Genomic DNA, 22,743 nt, shown 5'->3' on the forward strand with positions numbered 1-22,743 from the left:
TAGCACCCACCCTGTTCGGGGTGGGGAACCGGACAGGAGAAAAGTGGCAAAACCACGCGTTCATGAGCTCGCGAAGGAGCTCGACCCCACTGGCAAGAAGATCACCTCCAAGGTGATTCTGGCCTGGCTCAAGGATCAGGGAGAGTTCGTCAAGGCGGCGTCCTCCACCGTTGAGCCCCCCGTTGCGCGCCGGGTCCGCGAGCATTTCGCCGCGCAGAGCGGCGAGTCCAAGACCCCCAAGCCGACCGCCCCCAAGGGGGCTGGGTCGGCGCCCAAGCCGGCGGCGCCCAAGCCGACCGGCCCGAAGCCGTCGGGGGCCGCCCCGAAGCCGGCCCCCGACGCGCCCAAACCGGCTGCGACCTCGGCCGCACCGACACCGAAGCAGACCTCCTCCGCGCCCAAGCCCGCGGCGCCCAAGCCCGCGCATCCGGCTCCTGGGCCCCGGCCGGCGCACCCGACGTCGACCCCGGGCGCCGAGGGGACTGCCCACCTGGCCGCGCCGACTCCGGGCCCCCGCCCGAGCGCACCCACGCCCGGCCCCCGCCCGGGCGGCCCGCGTCCGGGCAACAACCCGTACGCCACCTCCCAGGGCATGCCCCGTCCCGGCGGCTCCCGTGGCCGCGGCAAGGGCGGCCGTTCCGGCGGCCCGCGTCCCGGCAACAACCCGTACGCAACCTCCCAGGGCATGCCCCGCCCCGGCGGCTCGGGTGGTCCGCGTCCGCAGGGTGGACGCCCCGGTCAGGGCGGTCCACGTCCGGGACCGCGTCCCGGCGGTAGTGGCGGCCCGCGCCCCGGCGGTTCGGGTGGTCCGCGTCCGCAGGGCGCGCGCTCGGGTCAGGGTGGCCCGCGTCCGGGCCCGCGTTCCGGTGGTCCGCGCCCCAACCCGGGCATGATGCCGGGCCGCTCCTCGGTGGGGCGTCCCGGTGCGCCGTCCCGCGGCGGTCAGGGCGGCCGTGGTGGTCGTCCCGGCTCCGGCGGTCGCGGAGGTTCCGGCGGCGGCGGTCCCCGTGGCGGCTTCGGCGGCCCCCGTGGCGGCCGTGGCGGTCGTGGCTCCACCCAGGGCGCCTTCGGGCGCGGTGGTGGTGCCCCGCGGGGCCGTAAGTCGCGTCGGGCCAAGCGCCAGGAATTCGAGCAGCAGAGTGCGCCGACGATCGGCGGCGTCGTCGTCCCCCGCGGCGACGGCTCCACCCCGGTGCGTGTGCGCCAGGGCGCCACGCTGACCGACCTGGCGGAGAAGATCAACGCCAACCCGGCGGCGCTGGTGACCGTCCTGTTCCACCTCGGGGAGATGGCCACGGCCACCCAGTCGCTGGACGAGGACACCTTCGCCCTGCTGGGGGCCGAACTGGGCTACGACGTCCAGATCGTCTCGCCCGAGGACGAGGACCGCGAGCTGCTGGAGTCCTTCGACATTGACCTGGAGGCCGAGGAGGCCGGCGAGGACGACGCCGAACTGCTGCCGCGCCCGCCGGTGGTCACGGTCATGGGCCACGTCGACCACGGTAAGACCAAGCTGCTGGACGCCATCCGCTCCACCGACGTGGTCGCCGGCGAGGCCGGCGGCATCACCCAGTCCATCGGCGCCTACCAGGTGCGGGTGCACCTGGGTGATGAGACCCGGCCTATCACCTTCATCGACACCCCCGGTCACGAGGCCTTCACGGCCATGCGTGCCCGCGGTGCCGAGGTGACGGACATCGCCATCCTGGTGGTCGCCGCCGACGACGGCGTCATGCCGCAGACGGTGGAGGCCCTCAACCACGCCCAGGCGGCCGGTGTGCCGATCGTCGTGGCCGTCAACAAGATCGACAAGGAGGGCGCCAACCCGGAGAAGATCCGCGGCCAGCTCACCGAGTACGGTCTGGTGCCCGAGGAGTACGGCGGCGACACCATGTTCGTCGACATCTCCGCCAAGCAGCGCACCAACATCGACGGCCTGCTGGAGGCGGTCCTGCTGACCGCCGACGCCGCTCTTGACCTGCGCGCCAACCCGAACACGGACGCCCGCGGCGTCACCGTGGAGGCGAAGCTGGACCGGGGCCGCGGTGCCGTCGCCACCGTGCTGGTCCAGCGCGGCACCCTGCACGTCGGCGACCCGATCGTCGCCGGCAGCGCCTATGGGCGCGTGCGCGCCATGTTCGACGAGTACGGCAACCCGTTGGAGGAGGCCGGCCCGGCCCGGCCCGCCCAGGTGCTGGGGCTTACCAACGTGCCCAGCGCGGGCGACTCCTTCATCGTCGCTCCCGACGACCGCACGGCCCGGCAGATCGCCGACCGACGTGAGGCCGCCGGGCGCGCCGCGGAGTTGGCCAAGCGCCGCAAGCGCGTCTCCCTGGAGAACCTCACCGACGTCCTCAAGGAGGGCAAGGTCGATACCCTCAACCTCATCCTCAAGGGCGACAGCTCGGGTGCGGTCGAGGCGCTGGAGGACTCGCTGCTCAAGATCGACGTCGGCGACGAGGTGGCCCTGCGGGTCATCCACCGCGGCGTCGGCGCCGTCACTCAGAACGACGTCAACCTGGCCACGGTGGACTCCGCCGTCATCATCGGCTTCAACGTGCGCCCCGCCGTGCGTGTGGCCGAGCTGGCCGACCGCGAGGGCGTCGACATGAAGTTCTACACGGTCATCTACAACGCCATCGAGGACGTCGAAGCGGCCCTGAAGGGCATGCTCAAGCCGGTCTACGAGGAGGTCGAGTTGGGCACGGCGGAGATCCGCCAGGTCTTCCACTCCTCGAAGTTCGGTTCGATCGCCGGTTCGATCGTCCGCTCCGGTGTCATCAAGCGCGGCGCCAAGGCCCGCCTGGTGCGCGACGGCGTCGTGGTGAACGGGGACCTCACGGTGGAGACGCTGCGCCGCGAGAAGGACGACGTCACCGAGGTCCGCGAGGGCTACGAATGCGGTATCAACCTCAGCTTCCGTGACATCGCCGAGGGCGACGTCATCGAGACCTGGGAGATGCGCGAGAAGCCCCGCGACTGACCGTCGGGACCGCCGTCGGCTAACACACCGAGACCGGCACTTGTAACGCGCCGCGACCGGTAGAAATGACGCCGGTGCCGCCGACTCCTTCGGGAGTGGTGGCACCGGCGTCATTTGGCTCCCGGACACCCGGGCTTATGACTGGGGCATTGGCGTGAGCGTGGTGTTCCGGGCCGGCGTGTCTGGGTAATTCGTGTGGGTGTGGTGCTTCAGAGCAGCGTGTCGCGGGGCGGCGGTCAAGTGTCGGGCTACTGCCGCCGGGCGGTTCGGCCCGGCCGCGTCATCCGGCCACCGATGACAAGCACGGCAAGGATGGTGGTGGAGTCTTCAACCTGCTCGGCTGAGAGCCGGGGGCAATCGGGCCTCCGTGAAGCGTTAATGCTTGCCAGGGCGCGGCCGGTGCGCCAGCTGCCACAGCAGGTCGGTGACGAACACGACCACCGCGACCCACACCAGCGCCGTCGAGACCCAGCGTGCCGGCGAGATCTCCTCGTGGAACACAGCCCAGGCGAGCAGGAACTGCATGACCGGGGTGATGTACTGGCTGAGCCCCACGATGGACAGCGGCACCCGGCGCGTGCCCGCGGCGAACAGCAGCAGCGGCGCCGCCGTCACCGGGCCCGCCAGCACCAGTCCCGCGGCCAGGCCCGCAGACGCCGTCGTCCCCTGTAGTGCGCCGTGCCCGCCGGCGTAAAGCCAGGCGAAGTAGGCCAGCGCCACCGGTGTCATGCAGCCGCTCTCCACCGTGAGTCCGGTGAGCGCGTCCACCCTCCCGCCGACGCGCTTCTTCACCAGCCCATACAGGCCGAAGGACAGCGCCAGCGACAGCGAGATCCACGGCAGTGATCCCTGCGCCACCACCAGCACGGTGATCGCCACCACCGCAATGCCGACGGCGACACCTTGGGCCCGGCGCAGCCGCTCACCCAGGAAGATCGCCGCGAGCACCACCGTTACCAGCGGGTTGATGAAGTACCCCAGGGCCGCATCCGCGGTGCGGCCGGAGTTGACCGCGTAGACGTACACCAGCCAGTTCACCGACACCAGCAGTCCGCTGGCCGCGAGCGTGCCCAGGATTCGCGGCGTCGCGACCGCCGTGCGCAGGGCAGGCCAGGAGCGGCGCAGCGCGGTCAGTCCCAGGCAGGTGGCCAGCGTCCACACCAGGCGATGCCCGATGATCTCAACGCTGCCGGCGTCCTGCAGCAGGCGGAAGTACAGGGGGAACAGGCCCCACAGCAGGTAGCAGCCGAGCACCATCGCCACGCCGGAGGTGTCCCCGGTGCCGGCGGCGGTTCGCGCCGGTGCCGGCGTTGCGACGGCGGTATGAGACTCGGGGGCGGGGGAGGCGGAGTCGGTCACGTGTGGCTTTCCTATTCGGCGGGAGGCAGTGCGCACGAGCCTGATTCGCGCGGCATGGCGCCCGCAGGAGTCGGGATGTCGGCAGGAACGTTAGCGCGCCCGGCGCCATGAACACGTGTTTGCGTCATGACCACGAGTTTTGGAGGTTTGCACGTGCCCGGCGCCTGCAAACCTCCAAGACTCGTGTATGTGAGACGAACTCGTGTATGAGACGCGGCCCGGAGCTCTGGCGATCGCGCTGGCGGTGGTGCAAAATGATCCGTCCGCCGGTTTCCGGTACACGGTGCGGGCGCCGTCAGCACAGTACTTGCAGCCGTGACCCGAACCACCAGTAGTCGATCCTTAAGGAGCCCTCATGGCCGACGCCGCCCGCGTCCGCAAGGTCGCTGACCGTATTCAACAGACCGTCGCCCGCCTCCTGCAGGGCAGGATCAAGGACCCCAGGATCGGCTTCGTCACCATCACCGACGTGCGCGTCACCGGTGACCTGCAGCAGGCGACCATCTTCTACACCGTCTACGGCACCGACGAGGAGCGAGAGGAGACGGCCGCCGCCCTGCGCTCGGCCACCGGCCTGATCCGTTCCGAGGTCGGTCGGGCGCTCGGCATTCGGCTGACCCCGTCGATTGCCTTCCAGCTTGACACGCTGCCCACGCAGGCGCAGGCCTTCGAGGACGCCCTCGCCCAGGCACGCGCCCGCGACGAACAGATTGCCCGCACCTACGCGGGCGCCACCTACGCCGGCGACGCCGACCCCTACCGCCACGACGACGAAGACGAGGGGGACGACTACGCCGCAGACAATGACGACCCGGCGCAGGCGGCAGGTGACGCGGACCAGGACGACTACGAGGCCATCGACCACGATGACTACGAACCGGCCGAAGCCGACGCCGATGAGGAGGGGACCGGGGCGTGAGCAACCCCGCAGGCCGACCCACCGGACGGCGCATCGACGTCCCCCGCGGCTCCGTCACCTCCCCGGATGGGCTGCTGGTGGTGGACAAGCCCGCCGGCATCACCAGCCACGACGTGGTCGCCATGACCCGCCGCCTGGCCGCCACCCGCAAGGTCGGCCACGCCGGCACCCTGGATCCTGCCGCCACCGGGGTGCTGCTGCTCGGCATCGGTCGGGCCACCCGGTTCCTGACCTACCTGGTCGGCGCCGACAAGACCTACCGGGCCACGGCCCGCCTGGGGCAGACCACCCTCACCGAGGACGCCGACGGCGAGCTCACCTCCGCCGCCGGCTGCCCGCCGGGCCCCGACCTGACCGCCCGGATCGACACCGCCCTGGCCTCCCTGACCGGCGAAATCATGCAGGTGCCCTCCGCGGTATCGGCCATCAAGATCGACGGGGTGCGCTCCTATGCGCGCGTGCGCGGCGGGGAGGACGTCGACCTGCCGGCCCGTCCGGTCACCATCCACGCCCTCACCCGCAGCGGAGCCCCACGGTCGACGACCGCCGCTGACGGCACCGCCGTGGTCGACGTCGACCTGGAGGTGCACTGCTCCTCGGGGACCTATGTGCGCGCCCTGGCGCGTGACCTCGGCACCGCCTTGGGCTGTGGGGCGCACCTGACCGCGCTGCGCCGCACCGAGGTGGGGCCCTTCACAGTCGCCGAGGCGGCGACCATCGCCTCCCTGTCCGCCGTCGTCGCCGCCGGGCAGACCCTGCCCGTGCTGCCCCTGGCCGCCGTGGCCCGCCGCTGCTTCCCCGCCGTCGCCCTGGACGAGGCCGAGGCGCGCGCCCTGCGCCATGGTCAGCCCCTGCCCGCCGCGGTGCTCGACCGGGCACAGCCCCCGGGGCATCGGGTTGTTTCCAAGGCCGCCGCGCCGGGCGTGGCCGCCGGGTTCGACCCGGCGGGCGGGCTCGTGGCACTGTTGGCACACAAGGGCGAACACGCCCGTCCCGTGCTCGTGCTGCCGAACTGATGCGGCCGCCTCCGCGCCGCACCCGGACACCCTCAACCCAGGAGACACCTTTGAACCAGACCACGATCGCCCACATCCCGCGGCACCTCGGCGACGTGGACTGAGGCGGCGCACCGTGGAGATCTGGTATGGAGCCGAGCAGGTGCCGGCAGCCCTGAGGGATCCCTCCGGCCCCGGCAGCATCGTCACCGTAGGCGTGTTCGACGGCGTGCATCGCGGCCACCAGGCGATCCTCGCCCGCGTCGTGGAGCGCGCCCACCATGCGGCCACCCCCGACGGGCGTCGGCCGTGCACCATCGCGTTGACCTTCGACCCGCATCCGGTGGCGGTACACCGCCCCGCCACACGGCTTCCACTGATCACCTCGCTCGCCGACCGCCTGGAGTCCCTGGCGGCCACCGGCTTGGATGCGGTGCTCGTGGTCCACTACACCCTCGACTTCGCCGACCAGGGGCCGGAGGAGTTCGTGCGCGACTGGCTCGAGGGCCTGCTCGGAGCGCGGGCGATCGTGGTCGGTGACGATGTGCGTTTCGGTCGCGACAACAGCGGCGACGCCGCCACCCTGCGCCGGATCGGTCGCGCCGACGGCGTGGAGGTGGAGATCGTCTCTGACGTCGTCGCCCCCACCGGCCGGCGCTGGTCCTCCACCTGGGTGCGTGAACTGCTGGAGGCCGGCGACATGCGCGGCGCCGCCGAGGTCCTCGGCCACGTCCACCGGCTGCGCGGCACGGTCATCCACGGGCACCGCCGCGGCCGCGAACTCGGCTTCCCCACCGCGAACCTGGACGCCGCCACCGCCGGCGTGGTCCCGCCCGACGGCGTTTACGCGGGCTGGCTGGTGCGCTCCCCCCAGGCGGGGGTGGCCGGCGCCGCGGGGGAGGAGCGCCTGCCCGCCGCCATCTCCATCGGCACCAACCCGACCTTCGACGACGTGCCCGACCGCACCGTGGAGGCGCATGTGCTGGGGCGCGCGGACTTGAACCTGTACGGGGAGGTCGTGGTGATCGAACTGGTGGAGCGGCTGCGCCCCATGCTCGCCTTCGACGGCCTGGAGCCGCTGCTGGCGCAGATGCGGCAGGACGTGATCGACACCGCCGCGGTGCTGGACGTGCCCGTGCCCGAGCCCATCCGCCCCGAGGACGTCACCGCCCTGTGACGGCAGGGGGGCGCCGACACTGGGCGATGCCGCTCCGCTCGGGGCATCACTGCCGCGGGTGGGCGGAGAAGAACTCCCACATCAACTGCGAGGCGTTGATCTCCTGGGTGATCGTGCCCAGGGCGGACAGGTCCGCGCTCGTGCCGGGCCAGGTGTGACCGCCGGCGTCCACCGTGTACAGCCCCACCTCGGTGCCGCTCTCGCAGGAGCCGTAGCGGGTCAGGGACACGTGGTCGCTCACCTGGTCGGTGGTGGGCTCGGCGGTGCAGCCGTCCAGCTCCGCCCAGGTGCTTACGGCCGTCTCGACGCCGTAGCCCCAGCGAGGATCGTCGTTGCCGTCATAGGGGTTGACCACGTCGTCGGTGCCGTGGAAGGTCAGCACGGAGACCGGCTGGTCCGGGGTGCAGCTTGAGGGGTCGATCGTGGTCAAGTCGTCCGCGGTGGCCTTGCCGGCGCGCAGACCCGCGACGGGCGCGATGGCGGCGATCAAATCGGGGCGCTCGCAGGCCAGGGCGCTGGCCATGCGGCCGCCCCCGGAGTAGCCGGTCGCGTAGACGCGGTTGGGGTCCACGCAGGCCTGCTCCGACAGGGACTCGACAACCGTGGTCAGGAAGGCGACGTCGTCGCGGGCGTCGTCCGCCGGGTACTCGCCGGCGGTGGTGGGCACGCCGGGCACGTTCCAGGCCCAGTTGCCGTCGGGCAGCGGGTCGTCGGTGTCCAGGGCGATGGCGGCGGTGGGCTCGGCGACAATGAATCCGTCGGCGTCGGCGTCGGCCACGGCATCGAGTTCGCTGATCTGTGCCTGGGAGACGCCGTTGGAGTTGGAGCCGTGCAGGTCAAGGACCAGGGGGAGAGGGGAATCGGGGTCGGCGTACTCGGGCACGTGCACGCGGACCGGGTAGGTCTCGTCCTCGAAGACGACGTCGACGGTCTGCGTGCCCGACAGCGTGCGGCTGCAAGGCGACACCATGGTGCCGGTGCCGGAACTGTCGGCGCCGGCGGTGCTTGACGAGGTGGGCTCGGCACCGCATCCGGTGACCGCGACCGGGGCGAGCACAACCAGCGCGGCGATGAGCGATACGAGCACAGGCCGAATACGTGCGGAGGGTTTCAATGACTGCTGCGCAGGGGATAGCAAGGGGACTCCTCAGGGAAACAACGATGTTTGCGGTGCTGCAGGTAACGCCAGTATAGGCGGCGGGGCCGGCTGCATGTGCCCGATGCCACCGGCCGGTGGGCGAGGGGCGCGGCCCGCGGCTGATATGGTTGCCCAGCCGTCGATCGGCCGCGGGAGTGTCATGCCCGGGAGAACCAGCCCCGGCGCTCCGCGCAACGAGAAGATCAGGAGTCATCGTGTCGATTTCCCCCGAACGCAAGCAGGAGCTCATTGCCGAGTACGCCACCCACGAGGGCGACACCGGCTCCCCGGAGGTCCAGGTCGCCATCCTGTCCGAGCGGATCTCCAACCTCACCGAGCACTTCAAGACCCACGCTCACGACCACCACTCGCGCCGCGGCCTGTACCTGCTGATCGGTAAGCGTCGCCGCCTGCTGGACTACCTCGAGCGCGAGGACATCGAGCGCTACCGCAAGCTCATCGCCCGCCTCGGCATCCGCCGCTGAGCGACAGCGCGCCAGGACTACACAACGGGCCCCGGTCTCCACAGTGGAGACCGGGGCCCGGCGCGTGGTGGTTGTCCGGCCATGCGCTGCCGGACCCTGGGCGAATTGATCTCGCACCAAGCCCCACGGTGCCCACTCCGGCGGGGCGGGACCTGACGGTCCGTACCTTCAGGACGACGGTTCGTACTTCTCTCGACGGTTCGGCACCCCGGGGTACGAACCGTCGCCACGAGTGCCGAAGCGTCCGAGCCGAGTGCCGAACCGTCACGTGAAGTGCCGAACCGTCGCCCACGGGGCCACCCGCACCACCACACCCTCTCGAACACGAAGAGCCTGAGGGCGGGGCGCGCCGACGTCCACCAGGCGGTATCGACGCGTCCGGCGCGACTCACAGCAGTGAGCGGTACAGCGCCTCAATGTCCTCACGGGTGGCTGGGCGCGGGTTGCCGGGGGTACACACGTCGGCGAAGGCGTCCTCGGTCAGCGCGGCGATACCGGACTCGTCCACGCCCACCTCGCTGATGCGCGTGGGGTTGCCCAGGTCGCGGGTCAGCTGGGCGACGGCGTCGACGGCGGCCTGGCGCGCCTGGTCCAGCGGCATGGTCTGCGCGTCGGCCACGCCGAAGGCCTCGGCGATGTCGCGGTACTTCTCGCCGGTGTACTCGGCGTTGTAGGCCATGATCGGGGCGAGCAGGATGCCGTTGGCCACTCCGTGCGGAGCGTTGTAGCGGCCGCCCAGTGGGTGCGCCATGCCGTGCACCAGGCCCAGGCCCACGTTGGAGTAGGCCATGCCGTTGATGTAGGCGGCCAGCCCCATCTGCTCCACGGCGTCGGCGTCGCCCTCGGCCGCCTTACGCAGGTTCTTCGCGATCATTTGGATGGAGCGCAGGCACAGGGCGTCGGACAGCTCCCAGGCACCGGGGGTGATGTAGCCCTCGATGGCGTGGGTGAGGGCGTCCAGGCCGGTGGCGACCTTCAGCCCACGCGGCATGCCGTCCATCAGGTCGGGATCCACCACGGCGATCACGGGGATGTCGTGCGGGTCGACGCACACGAACTTGCGCTGGTTCGCGGTGTCGGTGATGACGTAGTTGATGGTGGTCTCCGAGGCGGTGCCCGCGGTGGTGGGCACCCCGATGATGGGCGTGCCCGGGTGCTTCGTGGGGGAGGCCCCCTCCAGGCTGAGCACGTCCTCGAACTCGGGGTTGGTGGCGATCACCGAGATCGCCTTGCAGGTGTCCTGCGGGCTGCCGCCGCCCAGGCCGATGAGGATGTCGGCGCCCGAGTTGCGGAAGGCGGCCAGACCTGCCTGCACCTTCTCCACCGGCGGGTTGGGCACGACGTCGGAGAAGATCTCCCAGGCAATGCCTGCGGCGTCGAGCAGGTCGGTGATGCGCGCGGCGGTGCCGTTCTCAGCCAGGACCGGGTCGGTGACGATGAAGGCCTTGCTCAGTCCACGGGCGGTGATCTCGGTGGGGATGTTGGCGATGGCGCCGCGTCCGAAGTAGCCGGTCTGGTTGAAGATCATGCGGTAGGTCATGGATACGCTCCCTTGGGTTGTGGCTGGCGTCGTGCGCACGGGTGGGTCCGCCATAACCCCATCCCGCGGTTGAAACGGTTTCATGAGGTTGTCCTCAAGTGGAAGGCCCGAAGGTCCCGGGAACGCTGGGCGCGTTCTATTTCACGTTGGAAGGCGGCGACGCCGCCCCCGCCCAAGCGGCCGGAACGGTAGGATCTAGCCGTCCGTCTCCGAAGCTAAGGGCCGAGGCCGGGTATTTTCGGGGTGTTTTCTGGGCGCCGCGAACTTCTCCGCCAAATACGCTCCCCCGGATTTGCTTCCGGGAGGAGCCCGCGTGCCGGAAGCGGGCGACGCCGCAGCGGCGTCGTCGGTCCGGCCGGTAGCCCTGAGGAGTGGACCCGGTAGCCGGGACAGACCCGGTAACCGGACGGCACGGCCCGTCGGTTTTCGGTGGTGGCCTCCGGACCAGCGCGTGCGCAGCTCCGTGGGCCTCGATCGAAGGCCACGGTCGGCCTAACGATCGACACAGAAAGAGACACGCAACATATGTTCCTTGATGACCCCGAGGTCACGGCCGCCGAGGCCGTGATTGACAACGGCCCCTTCGGCAAGCGCGTGGTCCGCTTCGAGACCGGGCGCCTGGCCAAGCAGGCCGCCGGCAGCGCCATGGCCTACCTGGACGGTGAGACCACCGTGCTGTCGGCCACCACCGTGGGCAAGCACCCCAAGGACCAGTTCGACTTCTTCCCGCTCACCGTGGACGTGGAGGAGCGCCAGTACGCCGCCGGCCGCATCCCCGGCTCCTTCTTCCGCCGTGAGGGCCGCGCCGGCACCTCCGCCATCCTCGCCTGCCGTCTGATCGACCGCCCGCTGCGCCCCTCCTTCGTCAAGGGCCTGCGCAACGAGGTGCAGGTGGTTGAGACCGTGCTGTCCATCCACCCCGACGACGCCTACGACGTCCTGGCCATCAACGCGGCCTCCATGTCCACCCAGATCGCGGGCCTGCCCTTCTCCGGCCCCGTCGCCGGCACCCGCCTGGCCCTCATCGACGGGCGCTGGGTGGCCTTCCCCCGCTACTCCGAGCTTGAGCGCGCCACCTTCAACATGGTGGTGGCCGGGCGCGTGCTGGAGGACGGCGACGTCGCCATCATGATGGTTGAGGCCGGCGCTACCGAGAACGCCTGGGACCTGATCGCCGCCGGCGCCACCGCCCCCACCGAGGCCGTCGTCGCCGAGGCCCTGGAGGCCGCCAAGCCGCACATCAAGGTGCTGTGCGAGGCCCAGATGGAGGTCGCCAAGCACGCCTCCAAGCCCACCGCCGACTTCCCCCTGTACCTGGACTACACCGACGAGCAGTACGACGCCGTCGAGAAGGCCGCCGAGGCCCACGACCTGGCCGCCGCCATCGCCACCGAGGGCAAGCAGGCCCGCGACGAGGCCACCGACTCCGTGCGCGACGCGGTGCTCGCCGACTTGGCCGAGGCCTACCCGGCCGAGGAGGACGTCAAGGCCCTCAAGGCCGCCTTCCGCTCCGTCACCAAGAAGCTCGTGCGCCACCGCACCCTCACCGAGGGCGTGCGTATGGATGGCCGCGGCCTGAAGGACATCCGCACCCTGGCCGCCGAGGTCGAGGTGCTGCCCCGCGTGCACGGCTCGGCCATCTTCGAGCGCGGCGAGACCCAGATCATGGGCGTGACCACCCTGAACATGCTGCGCATGGAGCAGCAGATCGACGACCTGTCGCCGCTCAAGCACAAGCGCTACATGCACCAGTACGTCTTTCCGCCCTTCTCCACCGGCGAGACCGGCCGCGTCGGCGCCCCCAAGCGCCGCGAGATCGGCCACGGCGCCCTGGCCGAGCGCGCCCTGGTGCCGGTGCTGCCCAGTCGCGACGAGTTCCCCTACGCCATCCGTCAGGTCTCCGAGGCGCTCGGCTCCAACGGCTCGACCTCCATGGGCTCGGTGTGTGCCTCCACCCTGTCGCTGCTCAACGCCGGCGTTCCGCTGCGCGCCCCGGTGGCCGGCATCGCCATGGGCCTGATGCACGAGGAGATCGACGGCGAGACCAAGTGGGCCACGCTCACCGACATCCTCGGCAGCGAGGACGCCTTCGGTGACATGGACTTCAAGGTGGCCGGTACCCGCGACTTCATCACCGCCCTGCAGCTGGACACCAAGCTGGATGGTCTGCCCTCCGATGTGCTGGCCGGTGCGCTCGCCCAGGCCCGCGACGCCCGCCTGTTCATCCTGGACGTCCTCGCCCAGGCGATCGACTCTCCCGACGAGATGGCCCCCACCGCGCCGCGCGTGCTGAGCGTGCACATCCCCGTGGACAAGATCGGTGAGGTCATCGGCCCCAAGGGCAAGATGATCAACCAGATCCAGGAGGACACCGGCGCCGAGCTGACGGTCGAGGACGACGGCACCGTCTACATCGGCGCCTCCGACGGTCCGTCCGCCGAGGCCGCCCGCGACGCCGTAAACGCCATCGCCAACCCGCAGATGCCGGAGATCGGCGAGCGCTTCGTCGGCACCGTGGTCAAGACCACCACCTTCGGCGCCTTCGTGTCGCTGACCCCCGGCAAGGACGGCCTGCTGCACGTCTCCCAGATCCGCCGTCTGGTCGGCGGCAAGCGCGTGGAGAACGTCGAGGATGTGCTGGGCGTGGGCGACAAGGTCGAGGTCGAGCTGGCCGAGATCGACCAGCGCGGCAAGCTCAGCCTGCACGCCGTCCTCAACGAGGAGCAGCAGGCGGCCGAGGATGAGGCCAAGGCGCGCCGCGCCGAGCGCAGTGAGGGCGACGGTGAGCGTCGGCCGCGCCGCCGGCGCGAGCGCACCGACGAGGACGGCGAGCGCCGCGAGCGCCGCCCGCGCCGCCGCCGCATGCGCACCGTGGAGGCCTCCGAGGAGGAGTGACCAATCCGGTTGACCCGGTGACAACCTGGGGCCGGGCTCCGCGCGATCACGACGATCAACCGGAGCCCGGTCCCCCTTTTTTTGCTTCCTCCCCTACTCTCTTCACCGAGGTCGGTTGACGTTACGTGCCGAGGTCGGTTGTTTTGGCGACGGGTCGGCCGACGGCGGGTGGGATTCGTCCGAGACCGGCAGGAATGACGTGCCGAGGTCGGTCGTCTAGGCTCGTGCGGTGACCACTCCCGCCCCGACCGGCCCCGAAACCAGCTTCGCCGAAGCCGCCCTCGACCGCGCGCCCGCAGGCGCCCCCGGCACCGAACTGCGCCTCGTCGACGACGGCGCCACGATCCGCCGCTCGATCCTGCCCGGCGGGGTGCGGGTGATCACCGAGCACGTGCCCGCACTGCGCTCGGCCTCACTGGGCATGTGGTTCGGCGTCGGCAGCCGCGACGAGCGCGCCGGCCAGGAGGGCTCCACCCACTTCCTGGAGCACCTGCTGTTCAAGGGCACCGCCACGCGCAGTGCCCACGACATCGCCGAGGCCTTCGACATGATCGGTGGGGAGTCCAACGCCGCCACCTCCAAGGAGCACACCTCCTACTACGCCCGCGTGCTCGGCCCGGACGACCTGACCGCCCTGGACGTGCTCGCCGACATGGTCACCTCCTCCCGCCTGGACCCGGGCGAGGTGGAGACCGAACGCGGCGTGATCGTCTCCGAGCTGGCCGACGCCGCCGACGACCCCGCCGAAATCGCCCAGGAGGCTTTCGCTCGCGCCGCCTTCGGTGACGACACCCCGCTGGGGCGCCCCATCGGCGGCACCTACGAGACGGTCTCGGCGGTGCCCCGCGACGCCGTGTGGGAGCACTACCAGCGCACTTATGCCTCCGACACGCTCGTGGTCGCGGCCGCCGGCGCCGTCGACCACGACGAGATCTGCGCGCGCGTGGCCGCCGACCTGGCCGCCGCCGGCTGGGACACCAGCGGCGCCGTCGCCCCGCGTCCGCGCCGCTTCGAGACCGAACCCGCGGCGGAGCTGACGGTTCATGACATCACGGTGAACCGGGAGGCCGAGCAGTCCCACGTCTACCTCGCCTGCCAGGGCATTCCGGCGCTGGATGAGCGCCGCTGGACCATGAGCGTGCTCACCACCATCCTCGGCGGCGGCATGTCCTCGCGCCTGTTCCAGGAGATCCGCGAGAAGCGCGGTTTGGCCTACACCACCTACGCCTTCGACACCCCCTACGCCGGGGCGGGCGCCTTCGGGCTGTATGCCGGCTGCGCCCCCGGCGACGTCGATGAGGTGCTGACCGTCATGGCCGGCGAGTTCGAGTCGCTGGCCGCCGACGGCGTCACCGAGCGCGAACTGGAGCGCGCCCGCGGGCAGATCCGCGGCTCCATGGTGCTCGGGGGAGAGGACTCCCTGGCGCGCATGGGGCGGCTGGGACGCGCCGAGGTCGTCACCGGCCGGCTGCGCTCCATGGAGGAGAACCTGCGCCGCCTGGACGCGGTCACCGCCGACGACGTGCGCGCCCTGGCGGCCCAGCTCGCCGCCCAGGAGCGCTGCCGCGTGGTGGTCGGGCCGGAGGCCTGATAGGTAGTAGCGGACGGTGCGGTCGTAAACAGCGATCGCGGCGGCGGTGAGGATGCGGTGAGTGACCGGGCTCAGCCTTGTGGCTGCCGTCCCCGAAGCCACTGCGGCTGGCATACAGCAAAAACGAAGAAGAGGACTGCTGCGATGATCCATGCCCCGAGCGTGCCCGAGGGGTGAGTGATGGCAGCCACGACCATGACTCCCAGACCCACGGCAGCGACTACCTTCAGCCACTTAATGTCCGTGGTGGCCGCGAGTGCCGTACCGATGGCGGACGCCGCGATGGCGATCGTCATCGCTCGCTGCGGGGTATCCCAGTTCAGGTGGACGAGAACCCCACTCAGGGCGGCGATGGCGGTAAAAGACAGCGATGGTACGACGCTCAGCCGACGTGCGATCTGCCGAACCTCGCGCGACCGGTCCTGGCATGCGCTGGATGACGAGTCATGGCCGAGCTGCGGCATGGAGGCTTCCTTGGGTGTGAGATAACGCACTGATGCTATTGCAATGGCGTTGCGGGCGTCAACGCTCAGACGAGACTCATGACGGATGCTCGGAGGCACGGTTTTCGGGGTGCCGCGACGATGATGTCGTTGCTGCTGGTCGACGCGCGTGTTGCTAGGGACTGCCACTAGGGTGTGGCCATGACCATACGCATTGCAGTGACAGGCGTCACCGGGCGCATGGGGGCCACCGGAGACCGACCATGAATTCGCCTCAGGCCACGCAGTTGACGCTCAGCTCCGACTGCATCGACGACGACGGTCGCTTCAGAACGCGATACACCGGACGCGGTGAGGACGTCTCACCGGAGCTGCGGTTGCAAGGGCTGGATGCCCGCGCGAAGACTCTGGCGGTTACGCTCGAGGACCTGACTCATCCGTTGTTCGGAACCATGGCCCACTGGGTGGCGTGGAACATTCCCGCGGGCGAGCTGATTCCCGAGGCCATCCCGCCGGGCCGAATCAGTCCCGGCACCGGGATAGTCCAGGGGATCGCCTACGGCCTGCACCGGTACCGCGGGCCGAAGCCTCCCCGCGGTACCACCCACACCTACCGCTTCACCGTGTATGCCCTTGACACCGTCCTGCGCCTTTCTGATCGGAGCCGGCTTCCCGGGCTCAAGCGGGCCATCGCTGGGCACGTGCTCCAGCAGGCAGAGCTGACTGGTACCTGCGAATCCCGTCTACGACCGCGCCGCCCGGGTGCTTGAGCCGAAAAGTGTCCAGAATCGGCACAAACGCCGCCGGAGCTGCTGAGCGCAGGTCGTAAAACCGCATGATTCCAACGATCCAGAAACCGCCGGAAAGGGTCTGAGGGCTCGTTTGTCCCGAATTTGGACAGCCCTGGCTAGGATGCCCACATGAGTATTGCTGTTGCCGTAGTCGGCGCCGCGGGGCGCATGGGGTCCACCGTCTGCCAGGCCGTTCAGGACGCCGACGGGCTCGCGCTCGTCGCCCGCCTCGACGTCGGCGATGAGCTCACCGCCGCGAACCTGGCCGGCGCCCAGGTGGCCGTCGACTTCACCCACCCCTCGGTCACCGAGGACAACGTTCACGCCCTGATCGACGCCGGTGTTGACGTGGTGGTGGGCACCACCGGCTGGACGGACGCCGCCTACGAGCGCGTGCGCGAGCACCTCGCCCGGCCCGAGGCGGCCGGCCGCAGCGTCATCATTGCCCCGAACTTCGCCCTGTCCGCGGTGCTGACCATGTCCTTCGCCGCGAAGGCCGCCCGCTACTTCGAGTCCGCCGAGGTCATCGAGCTGCACCACCCCAACAAGGTGGACGCCCCCTCCGGCACCGCCATCGCCACCGCCCGCGGCATTGCCGCCGCCCGCGCCGAGGCCGGGCTGGGCCCGGTGCCCGACGCCACCGAGACCGACCCCGACGGCGCCCGCGGCGCCGTGGTCGACGGCGTGCATGTGCACGCCGTGCGCCTGCGCGGACTGACCGCCCACGAGGAGGTCGTGCTCGGCAATCCCGGCGAGCAGCTGACCATCCGCACCGACTCCTTCGACCGCGCCAGCTTCATGCCGGGCGTGGTGCTGGCCGTGCGCGAGGTCGGCGGGCGCGAGGGCCTGACCATCGGCCTGGACCGGTTGCTCGACCTGTGACCCCGCGCGGTGCCCGGCTCCGGAGCCGCCGGTTGCGTGGCGCGCGGCAGCCGGCGCCGGGCGCGTGGAGGCTCGGACGGCCGCAGGCGCTTACAGGACGGCGGCCCAGCAGTCCTCGGTGACGCCCTGCCCGACGGGCAGCTCCCGGAACGAGCCCGTGCGGGTCAGCCCGGCGCCGTGCAGGAACCCGGCCAAGGACTCGTCCCCGCGCACCGCCCACGCCAGTAGCACGCCGGCCCCTTGGGCGCGCGCCTGATCCGTGGCCGCGGCCAGCAGCCGGGAGCCGTGCCCGCGGCGCTGCTGGCCCGGGGCGACGCCGAGCGCAGTGATCTCCAGGCCCCGTTCGCTCGTGGGGGCCGGGTTTGCCGCCGCGTCGTCGTCGACTCGGCTCGTCTTGCCCGCGGCCCTCGTCGCATCCGCGCCGTCAGGGGAGGGCGCGACGCCGATCAGGCCCGCCACCTCGCCGCCCTCATCCACGGCCACGAGTACGCGGTGCGCCGGCGACGGCGGAGCCACCACCGCCTGCTCCCAGCCGGCGGCGATCACCGGTGCTGCCATCATCGCCTCGACTCCCGCCGGCAGCGGCGCGTCGTGGGCGTCCGTATACGCGGCCCGGAGCGAGGCCAGCATGGCCGCGGCATGCACCCGTCCGATCGCGTCCAGGTCCGCGGCGGTGGCCTCACGCACGAAGCCGGCGGCGGATGGGGAAGAAGCCGGCGGGCGGGGCGATCCGTCGGGGAGGCGCGTATCAGTCATGTCGCCGAGCCTATGCGCCCGTACCGGCCGAAGTCGCCTTCACCCCGCATGCTCGCCCGTCGTATCCGCAATGTCCCCCGCCTCCGGCCGCTCACTGTGCGACCGGACCCGTCGCCGGAGCGGCAATACCGTTACGCTGCTCACTATGAGCATTCTTCCCAGCCGCTCCTTCGGCTCCGTCGGCGTAGCCATGGTCACCCCCTTCACCCCGGAGGGGGACATCGACGTCGAGGCCGCCCAGAAGTTGGCCGTCTCGCTGGTTGACGACGGCGCCGACATGATCCTGCTGGCCGGCACGACGGGCGAGGCCCCCACCACCCACTTGCCGGAGAAGCAGACGCTGCTGCGTGAGGTGAAGGACGCGCTCGCCGGCCGGGCCATGCTCATTGCCGGCGCCGGATCCAATGACACCGCCCATGCGGTGCGCATCGGAGTGGGCTCCCAGGAGGCCGGCGCGCAGGGGCTGCTCATCAACGCCCCCTACTACAATCGCCCCAGCCAGGAGGGCGTCTACCAGCACATCATGGCGGTGGTTGAGGCCACCGACCTGCCGGTCATGGTCTACGACATTCCCGGCCGCACCGGCGTGAAGATCACCGACGATACCCTCGCCCGCCTGGCCGAGCATGAGCGGGTGCTCGCGGTCAAGGACGCCACCGGCGACGTCGAGCAGGGCTTCGAGCGCATGGAGGCCACCGGCCTGGAGTACTACTCCGGCGATGACGGGCTGAACTTCGCCTGGCTCACCCATGGCGCCAGCGGCGTCGTCTCCGTGGTCGCCCACGCCGACGCCCACTCCTGGCGGGAGATGATCCGCGAGGTCGACGCCGGTGACCTTCCCGGCGCCCGCGCCGTCGCCCAGCGCATGCGCCCGTTGGTGCGCGCCATCATGGGCGGTGGCCAGGGTGCGGTGATGGCCAAGGAGGCACTCGCGTTGCAGGGGCGCCTGCCCAGTGCCACCGTGCGCCTGCCCCTGGTACGTGCCACCGCCGCCGAGGTCGCTGCTCTGCGCGATAGCCTCGAGGCCGCCGGGCTGCTCTGAGCCCGGGCGCCTCCGGTCCCGCTGGCTCCGATCCAGCCGGCTCCGTACGCCGCCGCGCTCAGGCGCCGTCGACGCGGCCGAGGATCTGCTCGCGCACCACGCGGCGCAGGATCTTGCCGATCTGGGAGCGCGGCATCTCCTCGATGATCTCCAGGTGACGCGGCAGCGCGTAGTGGGGGAGCACCCGCTCGGCGTGGGCACGCACCGTCTCCAGGGTGACCGCCCCGGCCGGCGTGCCCGGCTCCAGCACGACCGCCGCGCAAACCAGTTCCCCATTCGCCCCACCCGGCAGCCCGACGACGGCGACATCCGCGACGCCCTCCAGGCTCAGGATCGCCGCCTCCACCTGGGAGGGGTAGACGTTGAAGCCGCCGGTGAGGATCAGCTCGCGCCGCCGGTCGGCCATCCACAGGAAGGAGTCCTCCCGGCGCACCATGTCCCCGGTGCGCAGCCAGCCGCCGGGCAGCATGGCGGCCGCCGTCGCCTCCGGGTCGTCCCAGTAGCCGGCGAAGACCTGCGGTCCTCGCACCAGCAGTTCGCCCGGCTCCCCGTCGGGCACCTCCCGCCCGGGGTCCGGGGCGTCGGGGTCCACCACCCTCACGTCGGTCGACGCGAAGGGCAGCCCCAGCGCCCCCAGACGGCGGCTGGGTCCCATGGGCGTACCCGAGACGATCGGGCTGGTCTCCGTCATCCCGTAGCCCTCCACGAAGTAGCCGCCGGTGGCGGCCTCCCACTCCGCCCCCACGGCCGGCGGCATCGGGGCCGCCCCGCACACGCCGTAGCGCAGGGTCTTCAGGGACACGCCCTTCTTCTGGGCGCCCCGCAGGATCCGCTCGAACATCACCGGCACCCCCACGAAGAACGTGAAGGGGCGGCGCTGGTGGGCCTCCAGCACCTGGCTGACCGAGAACTTCGGCAGCATCACCTGCGTGGCCGCCTTCTGCACCGCGCAGAACACGTTGAAGGTCAACCCGAAGGCGTGGAAGAAGGGCAGCAGCGCCAGGAAGGTCTCCCCGCCCTCGTGCAGCATCGGCACCCAGGCGATCGCCTGGTTGGCGTTGGCGCGCAGGTTCTTGTGCGTGAGCATCGCGGCCTTGGGCATGCCGGTGGTGCCGCCCGTGTGCAGCAGCACGGCCACGTCATCCCCGCCCGGCTGCGGCCAGGAGGCCTCCAGCCGCGCCGCATGGGCCACCTCCCGGTCCCAGGAGCGCACGCCCGCCGGCAGCGATTCGGCCCGCATGGAGGCGCGAGTCTGGCGCGCCCTGGCCACGGGCAGGTGCAGAGCGGCGCGCAGCCGGGCGGGCATGGCGGCGGCCAGGTCCACGCTGAACACCGTGCGCCCGGCCAGCGGGTCGGCTCCCGGATCCGTGCCGCCGGCCGCCGTCGACGCCGGATCCAGCACCAGTTCGACGCCCTTCTCCCAGGCGATCACCACCCGCGCGCCGTGGTGGGCCAGCTGGGCGCGGATCTCCTGCGCGGGGGCGAGCGGGTTGTGCTCGGCGACGATCGCCCCCAGTCGCAGCGCCCCGTAGATCGCCACCACGTGCTGCGGACAGTTCGGCATGAGCAGGGCGACCCGGTCGCCGGCCTTGACGCCCGCCCGGCGCAGCAGGCCCGCGGCGCGCTCGGAGGCCTCGAGCAGCTCACGGTAGGTCAGAGTCGCCCCCATGAAGTCCAGTGCGACCCGGTCCCCGTAGAACTCGGCGGCGGTGTCCAGGAGGTCTCCCAGCGGGCCCTCCGGGACGTCGATGACGGCGGGGATATTCGGCTGGTAGTGCGGGCGCCGGTACCGCTCGGCGTCCTCCACGTCGCTCACCGGGTCTGCTCCCCGGCACCGGTGCCCTGCTCGGGCTCACCGCGGCCGACCTCACCCAGGCGCTCCACCAGGGCGGTGGCGGCGGACTGGGAGGCGGCGGCCGCCGTCGCCGCCGCACCCGCGGCCGCCTCCCGGGCGGCCAGCAGTTCCTCGCGCACCACCCGGCGCAGCACCTTGCCGATCTGGGAGCGCGGCATCTCCGTCAGGATCGCCACCTGGCGGGGCAGCGCGTAGTGGGACAGGGTCTTCTCCGCCCAGGCGCGCACCTGGTCGAGCGTGACCGTCTGCCCGTCCTTGGGCAGGATGGCGGCCACCACGGACTCGTTGCCGGCCTCTGCCGGCAGCCCGACGACGGCGACCTCCTCCACCTGCGGCATGGAGCGCACGGCCGCCTCCACCTCGCTGGGGTAGATGTTGAAGCCGCCGGAGATGATCAGTTCCTTGCGGCGGTCGGCCATCACGTAGAAGCCGTCGTCCTCCTGGCGCACCAGATCCCCGGTGCGCAGCCAGCCCCCGTCCAGCATGACGGCGTCCGTCTCCTCGGGGTTCTCCCAATAGCCGACGAACACCTGCGGGCCGTGAACCACCAGCTCGCCTACCTGGCCCGGTTCCACCTCCACCTCGGGGTGGTCGGGGTCGACCACGCGCACGTCGGTGGACGGGTAGGGCACGCCCAGTGCGCCGGGCCGCCGCTCGGGGGAGATCGGGTTGCCCAGGATGATGGGTGCCGTCTCCGTCATGCCGTAGCCCTCGATGATGACCCCGCCGGTGGCCTCCTCCCAGGCGTCGGCCACCGCCTTGGGAGTCGGCGCCGCCCCGCAGACGGCGATCTTGCAGCTGGACAGGTCGGCGCCGGTCTCCCGGGCGCGGGTAACAATCCGATCGAACATGACCGGCACCCCCGGGAAGAAGGTGGCCGGGTGCCGCTTCCAGGCGGCCAGCACCATGTCGGCCCCGAACTTGGGCAGCACCACCTGGGTGGCGGCCAGCCCGACGGCACACAGCAGCGACAGGCTCAAGCCGAAGGCGTGGAAGAAGGGCAGCACCGCGTAGAAGGTCTCCTGACCGACCTCGCAGGTCTGGGAGGCCCACGCCAGGCTCATCTCCGCGTTGGCGCGGGCGTTGGCGTGAGTCAGCTGGACCGCCTTGGGGGTACCGGTGGTGCCGCCGGTGTACAGCAGCACGGCGACGTCGTTCACGTCCGGCAGAGGGTGGCCCGAGGGCAGCGGCGGGGTGGTGGCGACCAGGTCGTCCCAGGAGGACACCCCGGCCGGCACTCTGCCGCGCAGCTCGTGGCGTTGGGAGCGGGCGGCCGCCACCGGGAGCTTCAGAGCCAGTCGGCTGCTCCACGGCAGCCCGCGGGAAAGGTCCACGGACAGCACCCGCGCCTCGGCCATGCCGGCGCGATCGAGGGAGCCGACGGCCTGCACGATCCGCGCCAGCGACTTCTCCCAGGCGATGATCACCCGGCCGTGGTGCATCTGAATCTGCTCGCGGATCTGGGCGGCGGGGGCCAGCGGGTTGTGCTCGGCGACGATCGCCCCGAGCCGCCAGGCGGCGTAGGCGATCACGACGTGCTGGGGACAGTTGGGCAGAATCACCCCGACGACGTCGCCGCGGCCCACGCCCAGGCGGCGCAGCGCCTCCGCGGCCCGCGTCACCTGGTCACTCAGTTGCCGGTAGGTGGTCGCCTGCCCCATGAAGTCCAGGGCGATCCGGTCCGGGAAGCGGCGGGCCGCATCGTCGAGCATGCGGGAGAGCGGCTCGGTGACGGGCGCGATCACGCTGGGGATGCCGGGGGCGTAATGGGGGCGCTGGTATTCGGAGGAGTCGCCCCGGGTGCGTGCCTGGCGGCCGGCGTCGGCGGCCTGGTCAAAGCTGCTCATCGTTCCCTTTCCCGAGTCTCCCGCCCTGGCCTGGCGGGCGACCGG

The 22,743-nt window shown here is 71.3% G+C and carries 17 protein-coding genes; 10 read left to right on the forward strand and 7 right to left on the reverse strand.

Going from position 1 to position 22,743, the window contains the following annotated elements; genetic code table 11:
* Window positions 1-43 precede the first annotated feature (43 nt).
* Window positions 44-2,983, forward strand: a complete 2,940-nt coding sequence (infB, locus tag ACGLYG10_RS13320) for a translation initiation factor IF-2 (RefSeq protein WP_073333003.1) — start codon at window positions 44-46, stop codon at window positions 2,981-2,983.
* Between the two features lie 375 nt (window positions 2,984-3,358).
* Here infB and rarD read toward each other — a convergent pair whose 3' ends face one another.
* Window positions 3,359-4,342, reverse strand: a complete 984-nt coding sequence (gene rarD, locus ACGLYG10_RS13325; RefSeq protein WP_073333005.1) for an EamA family transporter RarD — start codon at window positions 4,340-4,342, stop codon at window positions 3,359-3,361.
* Window positions 4,343-4,697: 355 nt separating this feature from the next.
* Between rarD and rbfA the strand changes: the two genes are divergently transcribed.
* The 3 genes from rbfA to ACGLYG10_RS13340 all read left to right on the forward strand — a co-directional run bounded on the left by rbfA (window position 4,698) and on the right by ACGLYG10_RS13340 (window position 7,433).
* Window positions 4,698-5,261 (forward strand): 30S ribosome-binding factor RbfA, encoded by a 564-nt coding sequence (gene rbfA, locus ACGLYG10_RS13330; protein ID WP_083565918.1) that lies wholly within the window; start codon window positions 4,698-4,700, stop codon window positions 5,259-5,261.
* The gene (gene truB / locus ACGLYG10_RS13335) at window positions 5,258-6,277 is read left to right on the forward strand and encodes a tRNA pseudouridine(55) synthase TruB (protein ID WP_073333008.1); all 1,020 of its coding nucleotides are present in this window, start codon (window positions 5,258-5,260) and stop codon (window positions 6,275-6,277) included. Before rbfA ends, truB begins: the two co-directional genes overlap by 4 nt.
* A gap of 115 nt (window positions 6,278-6,392) precedes the next feature.
* The gene (locus ACGLYG10_RS13340; protein ID WP_073333010.1) at window positions 6,393-7,433 is read left to right on the forward strand and encodes a bifunctional riboflavin kinase/FAD synthetase; all 1,041 of its coding nucleotides are present in this window, start codon (window positions 6,393-6,395) and stop codon (window positions 7,431-7,433) included.
* Between the two features lie 46 nt (window positions 7,434-7,479).
* Here ACGLYG10_RS13340 and ACGLYG10_RS13345 read toward each other — a convergent pair whose 3' ends face one another.
* Window positions 7,480-8,520 (reverse strand): extracellular catalytic domain type 1 short-chain-length polyhydroxyalkanoate depolymerase, encoded by a 1,041-nt coding sequence (locus ACGLYG10_RS13345; RefSeq protein ID WP_244542687.1) that lies wholly within the window; start codon window positions 8,518-8,520, stop codon window positions 7,480-7,482.
* A 266-nt stretch (window positions 8,521-8,786) separates the two neighbouring features.
* Here ACGLYG10_RS13345 and rpsO point away from each other — a divergent pair, with 266 nt between their 5' ends.
* Window positions 8,787-9,056 carry a 30S ribosomal protein S15 gene (gene rpsO, locus ACGLYG10_RS13350; RefSeq protein ID WP_073333012.1) on the forward strand — a complete coding sequence of 90 codons (270 nt, stop codon included), beginning with the start codon at window positions 8,787-8,789 and terminating at the stop codon, window positions 9,054-9,056.
* Window positions 9,057-9,444: 388 nt separating this feature from the next.
* Here rpsO and fucO read toward each other — a convergent pair whose 3' ends face one another.
* A complete protein-coding gene (gene fucO / locus ACGLYG10_RS13355) occupies window positions 9,445-10,596 on the reverse strand; it encodes a lactaldehyde reductase (RefSeq protein ID WP_073333014.1) in 1,152 nt (383 codons plus the stop codon).
* Between the two features lie 525 nt (window positions 10,597-11,121).
* Between fucO and ACGLYG10_RS13360 the strand changes: the two genes are divergently transcribed.
* Both ACGLYG10_RS13360 and ACGLYG10_RS13365 read left to right on the forward strand, forming a co-directional pair.
* Window positions 11,122-13,491: a polyribonucleotide nucleotidyltransferase gene (locus ACGLYG10_RS13360; RefSeq protein WP_073333027.1), complete on the forward strand. Its 2,370-nt coding sequence runs from the start codon at window positions 11,122-11,124 to the stop codon at window positions 13,489-13,491.
* A 229-nt stretch (window positions 13,492-13,720) separates the two neighbouring features.
* Window positions 13,721-15,082 carry a M16 family metallopeptidase gene (locus tag ACGLYG10_RS13365; RefSeq protein WP_073333030.1) on the forward strand — a complete coding sequence of 454 codons (1,362 nt, stop codon included), beginning with the start codon at window positions 13,721-13,723 and terminating at the stop codon, window positions 15,080-15,082.
* 71 nt (window positions 15,083-15,153) lie between these two features.
* Here the strand turns inward: ACGLYG10_RS13365 and ACGLYG10_RS13370 are convergent, their stop codons facing one another.
* Entirely contained in the window at window positions 15,154-15,546 is a 393-nt protein-coding gene (locus ACGLYG10_RS13370; RefSeq protein ID WP_073333031.1) for a hypothetical protein, read from the reverse strand.
* Between the two features lie 242 nt (window positions 15,547-15,788).
* Here ACGLYG10_RS13370 and ACGLYG10_RS13375 point away from each other — a divergent pair, with 242 nt between their 5' ends.
* Complete coding sequence (locus tag ACGLYG10_RS13375; protein ID WP_073333033.1) at window positions 15,789-16,295, forward strand: YbhB/YbcL family Raf kinase inhibitor-like protein; 507 nt, start codon at window positions 15,789-15,791, stop codon at window positions 16,293-16,295.
* Between the two features lie 150 nt (window positions 16,296-16,445).
* A complete protein-coding gene (gene dapB, locus ACGLYG10_RS13380; protein WP_073333035.1) occupies window positions 16,446-17,198 on the forward strand; it encodes a 4-hydroxy-tetrahydrodipicolinate reductase in 753 nt (250 codons plus the stop codon).
* A gap of 90 nt (window positions 17,199-17,288) precedes the next feature.
* Here dapB and ACGLYG10_RS13385 read toward each other — a convergent pair whose 3' ends face one another.
* Window positions 17,289-17,954, reverse strand: coding sequence for a GNAT family N-acetyltransferase (locus ACGLYG10_RS13385; protein ID WP_083565919.1), 666 nt, complete (start codon window positions 17,952-17,954; stop codon window positions 17,289-17,291).
* Window positions 17,955-18,099: 145 nt separating this feature from the next.
* Between ACGLYG10_RS13385 and dapA the strand changes: the two genes are divergently transcribed.
* Window positions 18,100-18,996: a 4-hydroxy-tetrahydrodipicolinate synthase gene (gene dapA, locus ACGLYG10_RS13390; protein WP_073333037.1), complete on the forward strand. Its 897-nt coding sequence runs from the start codon at window positions 18,100-18,102 to the stop codon at window positions 18,994-18,996.
* A 58-nt stretch (window positions 18,997-19,054) separates the two neighbouring features.
* Here dapA and ACGLYG10_RS13395 read toward each other — a convergent pair whose 3' ends face one another.
* Entirely contained in the window at window positions 19,055-20,812 is a 1,758-nt protein-coding gene (locus ACGLYG10_RS13395; protein WP_073333039.1) for an AMP-binding protein, read from the reverse strand.
* Window positions 20,809-22,698, reverse strand: coding sequence for an AMP-binding protein (locus ACGLYG10_RS13400; RefSeq protein WP_073333041.1), 1,890 nt, complete (start codon window positions 22,696-22,698; stop codon window positions 20,809-20,811). The genes ACGLYG10_RS13395 and ACGLYG10_RS13400 overlap by 4 nt, the downstream gene beginning before the upstream one ends.
* Window positions 22,699-22,743: the final 45 nt, after the last annotated feature.

The organism is Actinomyces glycerinitolerans (assembly GCF_900098745.1).
Lineage (GTDB): Bacteria > Actinomycetota > Actinomycetes > Actinomycetales > Actinomycetaceae > Actinomyces > Actinomyces glycerinitolerans.